General features: G+C 54.3%; 12 protein-coding genes. All 12 read right to left on the bottom strand.

Features of this window, described 5'->3' with window-relative positions; translation table 11 throughout:
• Positions 1 to 90: 90 nt before the first annotated feature.
• Positions 91 to 1887: a glycoside hydrolase family 28 protein gene (locus tag ACMV5I_RS08545; protein ID WP_414824127.1), complete on the bottom strand. Its 1797-nt coding sequence runs from the start codon at positions 1885 to 1887 to the stop codon at positions 91 to 93.
• A gap of 241 nt (positions 1888 to 2128) precedes the next feature.
• Complete coding sequence (locus ACMV5I_RS08540) at positions 2129 to 2446, bottom strand: CcdB family protein (RefSeq protein WP_179249597.1); 318 nt, start codon at positions 2444 to 2446, stop codon at positions 2129 to 2131.
• The gene (locus ACMV5I_RS08535) at positions 2446 to 2691 is read right to left on the bottom strand and encodes a type II toxin-antitoxin system CcdA family antitoxin (RefSeq protein ID WP_179249596.1); all 246 of its coding nucleotides are present in this window, start codon (positions 2689 to 2691) and stop codon (positions 2446 to 2448) included. The genes ACMV5I_RS08540 and ACMV5I_RS08535 overlap by 1 nt, the downstream gene beginning before the upstream one ends.
• Positions 2692 to 2780: 89 nt before the next feature.
• Positions 2781 to 3110: a DMT family transporter gene (locus tag ACMV5I_RS08530; RefSeq protein WP_021179117.1), complete on the bottom strand. Its 330-nt coding sequence runs from the start codon at positions 3108 to 3110 to the stop codon at positions 2781 to 2783.
• A gap of 11 nt (positions 3111 to 3121) precedes the next feature.
• Complete coding sequence (locus tag ACMV5I_RS08525) at positions 3122 to 3481, bottom strand: DMT family transporter (RefSeq protein ID WP_024529409.1); 360 nt, start codon at positions 3479 to 3481, stop codon at positions 3122 to 3124.
• Positions 3482 to 3941: 460 nt separating this feature from the next.
• On the bottom strand, positions 3942 to 4598 hold the full coding sequence (locus tag ACMV5I_RS08520) for a hypothetical protein (protein ID WP_414824126.1): 657 nt from the start codon (positions 4596 to 4598) through the stop codon (positions 3942 to 3944).
• Between the two features lie 10 nt (positions 4599 to 4608).
• Positions 4609 to 5244, bottom strand: coding sequence for a phosphate propanoyltransferase (locus ACMV5I_RS08515; protein ID WP_024484709.1), 636 nt, complete (start codon positions 5242 to 5244; stop codon positions 4609 to 4611).
• 35 nt (positions 5245 to 5279) lie between these two features.
• Complete coding sequence (locus tag ACMV5I_RS08510) at positions 5280 to 5714, bottom strand: BMC domain-containing protein (protein ID WP_115160406.1); 435 nt, start codon at positions 5712 to 5714, stop codon at positions 5280 to 5282.
• Between the two features lie 10 nt (positions 5715 to 5724).
• Positions 5725 to 6675 (bottom strand): choline TMA-lyase-activating enzyme, encoded by a 951-nt coding sequence (cutD, locus tag ACMV5I_RS08505; protein ID WP_202672837.1) that lies wholly within the window; start codon positions 6673 to 6675, stop codon positions 5725 to 5727.
• 159 nt (positions 6676 to 6834) lie between these two features.
• Positions 6835 to 10254 carry a choline trimethylamine-lyase gene (gene cutC, locus ACMV5I_RS08500; protein WP_414824125.1) on the bottom strand — a complete coding sequence of 1140 codons (3420 nt, stop codon included), beginning with the start codon at positions 10252 to 10254 and terminating at the stop codon, positions 6835 to 6837.
• A 70-nt stretch (positions 10255 to 10324) separates the two neighbouring features.
• Positions 10325 to 11479: a 1-propanol dehydrogenase PduQ gene (locus ACMV5I_RS08495; protein WP_414824124.1), complete on the bottom strand. Its 1155-nt coding sequence runs from the start codon at positions 11477 to 11479 to the stop codon at positions 10325 to 10327.
• 18 nt (positions 11480 to 11497) lie between these two features.
• Positions 11498 to 11755, bottom strand: coding sequence for a EutN/CcmL family microcompartment protein (locus ACMV5I_RS08490; protein ID WP_021179125.1), 258 nt, complete (start codon positions 11753 to 11755; stop codon positions 11498 to 11500).
• Between the last annotated feature and the right edge of the window lie 136 nt (positions 11756 to 11891).

The raw sequence follows: 11891 nt of genomic DNA, 5'->3' as shown, positions 1-11891 counted from the left end.
AGACTGGGCCTGTATGCAAATCAAAGCCGCGATGTATTAGTCACCGCAGCAGAGGAAAGACGGGTGGGAGAGATCCTACCCGTTTTTCGCTTAGAGTGCAGAGGCGCTAGAAGGGAACAGTGCAAAGGCTTCGCTGCAATCGTAAGGCTCTTCGGATCCATTACGGTTATCCAGCACTTCAAACTCTGCGGCACCGTTGTCCGCGGCTTCCAACAGCAGGTCCGCCAGGGATACCGGGCCAGGTCCCATCAGGATCTGAGCATAAGAAGGCGCGGCAGGGATTGTTGCCGAGGCTTTGCTAGCCAACTGTGGTGAGCTGTCAAACACGGTGTTATCGAGCACAATATTTCTTAATGGCAGATCTTGGCCATCAGAGCTGAAGCCGCGTAAGGTGACCCGAACGTTATCTCCGTTATAAATGGAGTCTGGCGTATCCACATAGTGGTAATTTTTGATGGTGACATCTTGAATATCGGGGTAGGCCTGTCCGGTTTTTTTGCTGTAGTAGGTATCTATGGTCAGCGCTTCCTGAGCGCGGCGGATGCAAATACCATCATAGTTGATGTTCCTCACTTCTCCTCCAACGCTCATATCGGTTTTGATACGCACGCCGACGGCAAAGCCAGCATCATGGCCGTCAATGCTCATATCCCGAATTTCCACGTCTTTGACCGCGCAGTCGGTTTCACTGCCGATTGACATGCCATGGGTGAAGTAGAGGCGGTTATGCAGAATTTTGACGTTGCTGACGGTATAAATAGGCAACTGCCCTGCATACTTTTCGGCAATCGGTGGGACACAGGCATTGCTGCTATGGGCTTTGATGGCGATACCGTCATCACCGGTACTGATGTGGTTATAGGCAATCAGGACATTCTGCGATTGGCCAGGATCGATCGCGTCGGTGTTCTTGGTCGTATCCGGGGTAAAGCAGGTGCTTGCTCGGGTATAGTTAGGGGAACCCGATGTCGCAGGGGTTGTCCCTTTAGGGCAATCATAGCCTGGAACCGTATAGGCCAGTGAAGGAGTTAACACCTTCACGCCCCAGACGACCACTTCATTGACCCCACTGGGGACAAAGTGGAATTTGGGCGCATTCTGTAAGGTGATCTTATACAGCGTGAAGTTCTGGCTGGTCGGCTTGGCGGAATTCTTGTTGGTGACCTGAATTAGCCGCGGGTTGTTCTGATTGGCGCCGGAAACGGTTTTGGTTAATGCGCCCACATCCCACCAGGTTAGGATATCGGCATATTTTCCGCTGGTGAGCACTGCTCCCCCTCGTCCGTCGATGATACCTTCACCAATCACGCCGCTGTTTATTGTATCGGTGGCGGTAATCAATGCGTTACAGCCATTATCGGCACTGGCGGTTTCGCCGCAGTTATTCTTACCGGCAATCTGGTAATCCACCGGGCTACGTGAGGCAAACAGGGTGATCCCTTGATCTACCCAGAGCGTGACGCCACTTTTTAGCGTAAGTGGGCCGCTCAAGAACGCATTCTCTTCGTTGCTGCCTGCGACCAGTTTTACGGCACCGGTGTTGCAGGCGTCGATCGCGGCTTGAATACGGTGGGTATCGGGTTGGGAATTATTCACGTCAGCATCAATGGCTTCATCCAGTAGCCCTTTGGCATTCTGGTTCAGTTCGGCTGAGAGTGTTTGGCAGACTTCAGGCATTACCGGTTCTTTCCCGGCCAATTCTGGATCGTTAAGGGCTGAGGCTGGCCAGGCACCACTGCGGTCAGCGACAGGTTTCTCAGTTTCGGGGGGAACAACGGGTTTAACTGGCTCAACGGGAGAGGCGACACTACCATCCGAGTTATCACAACCCGTCAGGGCCAGCAGAAAAATCGCCATAGCTGATAATGACTTGATATTTCTTTGCATGATTTATCCCTAATAATGAAACAGCGTTCCGAAATTAGATATTGTCTTGCAAAATACGTTGCCGCAACTGTTACATGACAGGATTATGCGGTATCAAATCATTAGCCTGCATATACCTCTATTCAGCATGCCGCCGATCTTGGGGCGTTGCTTTCAGGCCTGTTGCTGAAACAGAAATAACCGTTCCTTCCACCTCTTTGTTGAACAGGTCCAATTTGTTCATAGTTAGTGGGGCAGTTTTTCAAATGCCCAAAACTAACAGGTCGATGGCCGCAACCAGCTCATCACGCAGATGGGCTGCATTGGTAACCAGGCAATCTGCATTAAGATTTTTGACATCCGTAGTCGTCAGTAAACTAGTAAGGATCACGTAATCTTGTTGATCCACAGACAAAACAGGAGTCAGTGTTTTGACCTGTGAGTTTGTTGCATGCTTTAAAGCCAAGGGCATGACCAAACGAGTGCTAAGGTGATCGAGTAAATCGGACTGAACAACGATAAAGAAAGGATAGTTTTTTTTGTTTTTAGATTGATTTTTATAAACAGAAAATTGTTTCATTACAGGACACCAAAGTCAGCATCATCAGAAAAAAGGCCGTTCTCCTCAACGAAGCCATTCAATGCTTCAAGACCAGCACGATTTTCCGCTAACCAACGTTCACGTTGCCCCTTCTTCACTGCGAGTTCTAAGGCGTGGTTTAGTGTAGCCGATAAGTTAAGGTCTAATGCTTTAGCCTGTTCAATCAGGTCGACACTTAAGTACACGTTAGTATTGCGTTTTTTTATTACTGAAACGGTTCCCATAGTACCTCCTGAACATAATTTATGCGCATAACTATAGCGCATCAAAAAAAAAGCGCAACGTTGTCGCTGCGCTATAGGGGGCTGAGATCTTACATCTGCGAGAAGATATTCATAATGACGCCACCGCCGATGATCAGCGCCATGGCGAAGATAGCAGGGAGATCCGGTTTCTGCTTGTAGAGCAGCATGGAAACGAAGGTCACCCCGACGATGCCAAAGCCGCACCACAGCGAGTAGGCGACGCCCACCGGGATAAACCCCATCGCCTTGGTCAGGGCAAAATAGCACAGGCAGTAAGCGCTAATCACCAGTACCGAAGGCCCCAGCTTTTTAAAGTTGTTGGTTTTTTTGATCATCGAGGTCCCGGTGATTTCTGAACCGATCGACAGAGCCAGCCACAAGAAGCCAATATTAAACATAGTTGATACCCTTATTCTTCGGAGGAGCCCATTTTGGAGAAGAGGTTCATGATCACGATGCCGCTGGCAATCACGATCATGCCGATAATGGCTGGCATATCAGGGTGCTGGCCGTAAAACACCATGCCCAGGCTTGAGACCAGTAAAATCCCGGTACCTGACCAGGTGGCGTAAGCCAGGCCGACAGGGATGTATTTTACCGCGTTGGATAACGAGTAATAACAAACGCAGTACAACACTACGATCAAGCCGAGTAATAACGTCTTGGTGGTACCTTCGCTGTTATCAAACATTTTTAAGGTAGAGGTGGCCGAGGTCTCGGAGAAGATGACCAATAACATCCATACCCATGCTTTTGCTTTGGTAGACATAGAGTTCGCTCCTGATAAATAATTATTGATATAAAGTGAAATTTTGAGACTTATATTAATTACCCCTCACCCCAACCCTCTCCCACAGGGAGAGGGAGCTGTTAGCTCCTGCTCTTTTGGCAATAAAGAGGTAACCTCAGCAAACTCGATCATCCACTCATCCAAGGAGCGTCACCGAGTTTTCAGATCCACTCGTTCGCCCACTATCCGAGGTGTTTCACCGAGTTTTCAGATCCACTCGATCACCCACTTATCCAAGGAACGTCACCGAGTTTTCAGATCCACTCGATCGCCCACTTATCCAAGGAGCGTCACCGAGTTTTCATATCCACTCGATCGCCCACTTATCCAAGGTGTTTTACCGAGCTTTCAGGTTCACTCGATCGGTCCCCTCTCCCTGTGGGAGAGGGTTAGGGTGAGGGGCCTCTCTTCGGGGTAAAAGCCCTCACCTAGTTCTGTATTATTTTTTTCCTCGGCTATATTCCAATGCCAAATCGGTCAGCTTGGCTCCCGGTGGTGAACGACCATTGAGCCGCTTGAGTTCGCTTAGCGTTACGTAAGCCTGTGGCGGCGCTGCCAACGGCTCCGTGGCGGCTGGCTGGGCCGATAGCATCCGATCCAACGTACAGAGCTCAATGCCCTGGGCCGCCAGTTTTGGCAGATAATCTGCCTGTGGGGCACGGCTCAGGCCTTTTAGCTGATTTAATTCGCTGGTCGGGTTGCAGTTATAATCCAGTGCCATTATTGGCCTGCCGCTCATGCGAGCCAGATGAATAAACCGGGCAGCATCAGACTGTAATAAACCGTTGGCCACTTCCGCCGCCGTCGCGAAATCGAGAAAAGGAATTAATACCCGCTCAATATTATCCAACGCGCCAGTTTGGCTGATTTCCGCCAGCGAAGTTATCGGCCCCAGTTGGCTCCAATCTGCTTCTGCGTGAAACTTCCGGGCATTATCGCTAAACAGGATCACCGGCGAGAACGCCTGGCAGTGCTGCAAGCGCGCTCGGATAATTTCGTGGTAACCATCCGCTGCGGTTAACAACACCAACGCCCGTGGCCGCATCCGTGAGAGCACTTCACTGACCAACTTATCGATGATTTCACGTTGCATCATAATTGCCGCCTTAGGGAACGATAACCACGTTGTCACCGGAAGCCAGCCCGGCGGCGTTGGCTTCATCGGTATCAATGTGCAGCTCCAGCGCAAAACTGGCTTTGATCCGCACGATGACTTCGTCAAAGATCAACCCACGCACACCTGCCGCTTTCACCCGCACCTTCTGCCCGTTCTGCACGCCTAACCTGGCGGCATCCTGCGGGTTCATATGGATATGGCGCTGGGCACAAATCACCTGTGAATGCAGCGAAACGTAGCCCGCCGGGCCAGCCAACATGGCGTCACCGGAGGCGTTCAGATTGCCGGATTCGCGTACCGGAGCCTTCAGCCCCAAGGTAAAGCAGTCCGCCTTGGAGATTTCCAACTGAGTGCAATCACGTGCTGGCCCCAGCACCCGCACCTTGGAGAGCGAGCCTTTCGGGCCGACGATCATCACGCACTCTTTCGCGGCGAACTGCCCAGGCTGGCGTAGCTCTTTGCATGGCGTCAACTGATAACCGGCACCAAACAGCGTTTCAATATCCTGCTGCGACAGATGGACATGCCGGTTTGAAACCCCAACCGGGATGGCGATGCCGGTGGGAGAAGAATAGTTCTCTGCCAGGTTATGGCGGATCCTTTCCAGTAACGACTCATTAAACATACTGTTATTCCTACCCGATCTCAGAAGCTGTACGGTTATTTAGACTCTTTCTTGCCGCCGGTGCGTGCGGGTTTGTTATCGGCAACAGGGGCTTCGACTACCGGCGCTGCGGCCTCTGCCTGCGGGGCGGCCACTTCTGCTACTGGCGCAGGTGTTTCTTGCTGTACTTTGGCCGCTGGCGGCGTAAGCTCCTTGCCTTTCAGCCCGGTCAGCAGCGCGACAACCTGTTTTTCCGGGCGGGCAATCACCAACTGGCCTTTGATAAACGCCGGTTGTTTGATCACTGCCACACCGCTGTCGATGGCGGTTTTCACCGCGCTGATTTCCCCGGCAAAGAACACGCTAACCAGGCCGGAACCAATCTTCTTGTACCCCAGCACCGTTACCGCAGCGGATTTACAGGCCGCATCGGCCGCGTGGATCGCGGCGGTCAGGCCATAGGTTTCAATCACTCCCAGGCTTAAGTTCATCTCAATCTCCTTAGTGCCTTACCAGGCGGATATCAAAGTCAAAGCGCTGGAAAAAAGCCGCCAGTTGGTCCAGTTCTTCATTGCTGTAACTTGGGTCGTCTTTGACCGGATAGATCATGTCGAGCCGCTGGTATTTGTTTTTACCCAGTTGGTGATAAGGTAAAACGTCGATGCGGCTGATATTGCCTTTGCGTGCCAGGGCCATGACATAGTCAATGGCACCGGTGATGGCATCGTAAGAATCGTTATAGCCGCGTACCAAAGGCATGCGCACCACGATATGGCTGCCCAGTTCCACCAGGCGCTCCAGGTTTCTTTTTACGCCCTCGTTGCCGACGCCAAATAATGCTTTATGCCGCGCGCTATCGATATGCTTGATGTCGAACAGGAACATATCGGTGCAGGTCGCCAGCTTTTCATAATTGGCTAAGGTGGTGGTACCATTAGTTTCGATGGCGGTGTTGATCATCTGTTTTTTGCATTCGGTCAGCAGCGCGGCCGCAAAGTCGGTTTGCAGACTCAGTTCGCCACCGCCCAGGGTGACGCCACCGCCGGAGGCATGATAGAAATCGACGTCCTGCAGGATGATATCCATCAACTCTTGCACCGTGACGTCCTTGCCCATGATGTCCAGCGCGCCAGAGATGCAGACTTCTTCGCACTTGCGGCAACCGATGCAGTCTATGTTGCGATCGAGATGGTGCTTGAGATCGCCTTGTGCATTCTGGATCTGGGAGTGGATCCCCACCGGGCAGACGCTGACACATTGCCCACAGTCAACGCACTTATCATGTGAATACATCACCTGGAAATTGCTGGTGAGCCCCTCGGGGTTGGCGCACCAGGCGCAGAGGATGTTACAACCTTTGAAAAAAATCAGGGTGCGAATACCGTCTCCGTCATAGATCGAGTATTTCTGGATATTGAATATCCGACCCTTTTTCTCCAGCGTGTTATTCATCGTGAGCGCTTCCTCAATAATTTAGGGCTAGTTAATACCCTATGGATTTCGAGTCACAGCTAGGCACCAAGCTTACTCATCCCCAGGAGCTTACTTTTAGTAAGTGACTGGGGTGAGTAAGTGCAGGTAACAACGCTGTGGCTTGAAAGACGACGGGTATTAGAACTTCTCAATGACCGTACGGCTTATGATCTCGTCCTGCACTTCTTTGCATAGCTCGACGAAGTAGGCGCTGTAACCGGCCACACGGACGATCAGGTCGCGATATTTCTCTGGCTCCACCTGCGCCTGCTTCAACACTTCGTTATCCACGTAGCTGAACTGCATCTGGCCGTTGCCCAGAATGGACGCGGTACGCAGCAGGGTGATCAACCCGTTCTTGCCTTCCGGGGTATCGAGCAGCCCTTTGAGGAACTTGAAGTTGTGCACCATGCCGATGTTCATGGTTTCCACGTTCATCTTGCTGACGGACTTGATGATGGCGGTTGGGCCCTGTTTGTCCGCGCCCTGCGTCGGGCTGATCCCGTCGGAGAGTGGCATCCAGGCCAAGCGGCCGTTTGGCGTTGCGGCAGTCAGTTCACCGATCGGCGTGTTGTTGGAAATCGACAGGGTGCCGTGGCTCAGCGTGGAGTAGAGCATCTTGTACTTGCGGCACTCGCGCTCGGTCCACTCGGTGATGTCCAGCGCGTACTGATCGACCGTGTCATCGTCATTGCCGTACTTCGGCGCGTTCAGACAGTCGCGGCGCAGCTGTTCAAAGCCTTCAAAGTTGGCCAGCAGCGCGTCACGGATCTGCTCGAGGGTGTATTTGCCATCCTGATACACCAACTTGCGGATCGCGGCCATGGAGTCGACATAGGTCGCCAGGCCGGAGAAGATCAGCCCTGGGCCGTGGTTGATCACCGCGCCACCGGCGGCCACGTCTTTACCCTGTTCCATACAGCCTTCCACCAGCAACGACATCAGTGGTTTTGGTGCCACGTCGCGGTGGACACGCTGGCTGATCACGGTACCGATAGCCGACAGTTTGACGATGTGCGCGATCTGCGCCTTCACCGCATTGTCGAACTTTTCGTAGGTTTTCAGGGTGCTCAGCTCACCGGTATCCAAGCCTTGATAGCTGTCGAACAGCACCATGCGGCCACGGTTGAGCACGAACTCGATGGCGATCGGCCACTGGGTATAACCGGTAGAGGTCCACTGATAGATGCGGCCGGATTTTTGCGGCTCTACGCAGCCCATCAGGCAGTAGTCGCGCGCATCTTCAAAGTCGAAGCCCTTGCGCAGCATCATCTTGATGTGGGAATCATCAAAGTGGCAGGCCGGGAAGCCCATACCCGCTTTCACCACGTCGACGATCTTCTCCATGTACTTCTGTGGCGACTGGTTATGGATACGACAGGCCAGTGACGGCTGGTACACTTTGACAAAGCGCACGGCGTCCATGATCAGGTAGGTCAAATCGTTACAGGCATCGCCGCCGCTGCGCTTCTGCCCGCCGATGGTCAGGTTGATAAACGGCTGGTAACCGGCGAAGTACTTGGCGCCCAGTTCGCTGGACATCCACATCAGTTCGGCACACTTGATGATGAAGGCCTGCAACAGTTCCAACGCCTGTTCCTGCGTCAGGCGGCCAGATTCGATATCGGCCTGGTACATCGGGTAGCAATACTGATCCAGACGGCCCAGCGACAGCCCGGTCTGGTTCTCTTCCACTTCAAACAGTGACTCTACCGTCCAGATGCTTTGCAGCGCTTCTTGCAGGGTCTTCGGTGGGTTGGCAGGGACGTTCTCGTTGGTTTCTGCGATGGTCAGCAGTTCCGCACGGCGTGCCGGATCTTGCTCAACGGCAGCCAGTTCACGGGCCTTGTCGGCGATACGTTTGGCGTAGGCCACCACGCCGTCACAGGTTTCAATGGCCGCTTTGTAGAAGTAGATCTTGTCGATATCCGCCGGGTTTTCCATGCTCAGCGCCGCGAGGTGCTGCTGGGCATCGGCCTTGATACCGTTCATCCCTTTGGTAAACAGCAGGATGTCATAGCCTGGGCAGGTGTCGCCGCCGCCGTTAATCTGGTGGTAGGAGAGGTCGCTGACAAAGGTTTCGCCGCTGAAGGCCCAAACGCCCGCTTCGCGGTACTGTGCTTCACAGATCTCATCGAGCGAACGGCCTTCCCAGAACGGTACGATCTCTTCACGGATCGTCTTCTTGTCGGCCTCGGAGATAACGAACGGATCCTGCGGGCGGGTGCCCATGGTGTCCAGTTCGTCACGCACCCAGCGCCAGGCGATATCCGGTGAGAACGCCCCGGCACGCGGTTTGCCGCACGGATGGCCGACGATCAGCTCATCTTGTTGGATCAGGATTGGCGCGGTTTCACAGGCGGCGCGGAAAGACTTGGCGCGCAGCAGAATGGTTGGCAGACCTGGGTTGTTTTTCGCCATCTCGGTAAAGGTGATGGCACGATATATAGAGACGCTAGGGCGAGCATCGAGGTAGTTGTCACGCAGGCGTTGCAAGCGCGGCGTCAGCCCTTCCATCAGTTTGTGCGTTGCCACGTCTTGCGCAGAGGCCGCCACGAACGGGGCCGATGGCGCACTGTACTGCGGGCGAGCACCTGCCTGGCCAGCAAACAGTTTTACCTGCAGGTTGCTGTTGAGCGTCATCAGGTTGCTACGGGCTGCCAGCAACATGGCGGACAGATCGTTGATCACCAATGCCGGATCGTCGAGGCGCACGCCGTGCAGCATGGCGTCAAACATCGGGTAGCCGTCCAACTCACGTGGTGCGCGCACTTCGGAAAGCTCACACAGCTTCAGCCACAGGCACTCGACGATTTCATAAGCCTGCTCCGGCGTCAGCACGCCACGGGTGATGTCTTGCTGATAGAAGCTGTACAGCAGTTTGTCGAAGCCGCCTGGGTAAACCGCGTAGCTGCCGTTTTCCAGGTGCAGTGCCAGTTGGAAGAAGTAGAACGACTGGCAAGCCTCTTTAAAGCTGCTGGCCCCGTAAGCCGGGACTTTCTTCAGCATGGCGGCCGCTTCTTGCAGCTCCGCCTTGCGGTACGGATGGTTTTCTACCGCAGCCATGTTTTCGGCTTTGCTGGCCAGTTTCTGCGCCAGATGCATCGCTGCATTGCAGGCGTAGATCATGGCGCGGCATTGGTTGACTTCGTCCAATCCAGAACGGCTGACGGCGCTGCCGATGCTTCTGGCGCGGTCTTCCATTTCGGCTTCGATGGCGAACAGCCCTTTGGTGATCACCGCCAGATAGTCCGGTGAGGTCTGGCCAAATGCGGTGAAGGCCGAAGGACTGCGCAGTTCGCTTTCGCTGTGGAACACGGCGGCGCGCGGGGTGGAGGATTGGCTGCCGATGATCAACTCATCGGGGCCGATGTAGCCGGGCAGTTGCTTGACCAGCTCATTGAACAGCTTGGCATTCTTGACCAACTGCGGCATGCCGGCCACATCGCCACCCAGCGTTTCCAGAATGGCGGCACGTTCGGTGCTGATGGTGCTGTTTTGGGATAAGAGTCTTTCTGCCAGCAGTTTTACGCGTGGCGTCAGTGAATAATGGGCCATGTTCAAATCTCTCCTGATGTCCTGCGGCTTTCACACAAATTGGCAAAATCCGTTGACTGTAATGAGTGCGTTATTGAAGCTGTACCGGGCCGCCGCTGTAGGCGAGGCGGAACAGTTTCTCCAAATCTGCCGCGTTAACGTCGCGCGGGTTGGTTGGCGTGCAGCTGTCGTGCAACGCCTGCGTGGCCAGTTCGCCAAGGCAAACCTGGAAGCGGTGTTCCTCTACCCCTGCGGCTTGCAGATTGGCCGGTAGCTGCATTTCCTGTTTCAGCGTTTCGATCGCCACCAACAGGCTATTGACGCCATCACGAACTGAGGTGCTTGGCAGCCCCAACAGGCGCGCCAGGGCGGCATATTTGTGCGCGGCCGGGGTGTCGCAGTTGCCGTCAACGTCGGCATTGAAGGCGACCACCGATGTCATCAGCAGTGCATTGGCTCGGCCATGCGGGATACCAAACATGCCGCCGAGGGCGTGCGCCAGGCTGTGGGTGATACCCAACGATGCGTTGGTGAACGCCATCCCGGCCATGCATGAAGCGTTATGCATTTTTTCCCGCGAAGGCAGATTGCTGCCCTGTTGGTAGCAGGTCAGCAGGTGGCCGAATACCATCTGCACCACTTTTTCGGCCATCGCATCGCTGAAGTCGCTGGCCTTGCGGGAGACATAGGCCTCCAGGGCATGACACAGCACATCCATCCCGGTATCGGCGGTAATGCTGGCCGGCACCGACTTCACTAGCTGAGGATCGAGGATGGCGATGTCGGGCAGCATGAACTCGTCCACCAACACCAGCTTTTGGCTGCGGGACTTGATCACCGAGAAGCTGGTGACTTCGGAACCGGTGCCGCTGGTGGTGGGGATGGCGACAAAACAGGGCTTGCTACGGCCGCTGTCTTTACGGCAATGCCACAGCGCATACATCACCGCCTTGGCGGCATCGATGACCGAGCCGCCGCCCAAGGCAATCACCAGGTCCGGGTAGTCGTCATCCATCAGCTTCATGCCGCTGACGATGGCGGAAATATCCGGGTCTGAGGCCACCTGGTCATACTGACGACAGCGGATCTGCTGCTGTAGGAGCAAGCTGGTCACCCGCTCGGCCAAGCCAAACTTCACCATCGCCTGATCGGTGACCAAAAACGCCGAGCGTCCAGGCAAGCTGCTCAGCGCGAGCAGCGCATCCTCACCGAAATGGATTTTTGGCTTAATCAGAAACTCATTCATGCCTACTTCCTCTTACTCTTAACGCTCCCGGTGAACCTTCTCGACAATGGCAACGATCGACATGGCCTTGTAGCGGTCTTTACTCAGTGCGAAATACTCTTCCACCAACACCAGATCGTTTTCACCGGCACCGACACTGTCGACGGCAACGTAGGTACGATCTTTGATGGCTTCCAGGTCGTCACCCAGAGCTGTGACCAGCAGCAGGTTGCTGCCGCGTAGTTCGTCACTTTTCTGCGTGGCCACCACATGGCCGGTTACCTTTGCGAGGATCATGTTTTCACCCTTGATGGTTAGGAGATTGGATCGTTTCTTTTTGAGGGCGACTGACCATGAACAGTAGCGCGACGTCCCCCCTGATGGTGCGGTATCGCGATGGGTTGTACGTAAAAATGCCGGTTTTGCTTTCTTT

Origin of the sequence: Serratia sp. T13T92, from assembly GCF_047530105.1 — a bacterium.
Lineage (GTDB): Bacteria > Pseudomonadota > Gammaproteobacteria > Enterobacterales > Enterobacteriaceae > Chania > Chania fonticola.
This window is presented reverse-complemented; position numbering and strand designations above follow the sequence as displayed.

Bases quoted from the DNA above. Each gene is read 5' to 3' on its own strand.
- ACMV5I_RS08530 (WP_021179117.1), bottom strand. From the start codon at position 3,110: ATGTTTAATATTGGCTTCTTGTGGCTGGCTCTGTCGATCGGTTCAGAA.
- ACMV5I_RS08495 (WP_414824124.1), bottom strand. From the start codon at position 11,479: ATGAATGAGTTTCTGATTAAGCCAAAAATCCATTTCGGTGAGGATGCG.
- cutD (WP_202672837.1), bottom strand. From the start codon at position 6,675: ATGAATAACACGCTGGAGAAAAAGGGTCGGATATTCAATATCCAGAAA.
- ACMV5I_RS08515 (WP_024484709.1), bottom strand. From the start codon at position 5,244: ATGTTTAATGAGTCGTTACTGGAAAGGATCCGCCATAACCTGGCAGAG.
- ACMV5I_RS08535 (WP_179249596.1), bottom strand. From the start codon at position 2,691: ATGGGAACCGTTTCAGTAATAAAAAAACGCAATACTAACGTGTACTTA.
- ACMV5I_RS08525 (WP_024529409.1), bottom strand. From the start codon at position 3,481: ATGTCTACCAAAGCAAAAGCATGGGTATGGATGTTATTGGTCATCTTC.
- ACMV5I_RS08520 (WP_414824126.1), bottom strand. From the start codon at position 4,598: ATGATGCAACGTGAAATCATCGATAAGTTGGTCAGTGAAGTGCTCTCA.
- ACMV5I_RS08510 (WP_115160406.1), bottom strand. From the start codon at position 5,714: ATGAACTTAAGCCTGGGAGTGATTGAAACCTATGGCCTGACCGCCGCG.
- ACMV5I_RS08545 (WP_414824127.1), bottom strand. From the start codon at position 1,887: ATGCAAAGAAATATCAAGTCATTATCAGCTATGGCGATTTTTCTGCTG.
- cutC (WP_414824125.1), bottom strand. From the start codon at position 10,254: ATGGCCCATTATTCACTGACGCCACGCGTAAAACTGCTGGCAGAAAGA.
- ACMV5I_RS08490 (WP_021179125.1), bottom strand. From the start codon at position 11,755: ATGATCCTCGCAAAGGTAACCGGCCATGTGGTGGCCACGCAGAAAAGT.
- ACMV5I_RS08540 (WP_179249597.1), bottom strand. From the start codon at position 2,446: ATGAAACAATTTTCTGTTTATAAAAATCAATCTAAAAACAAAAAAAAC.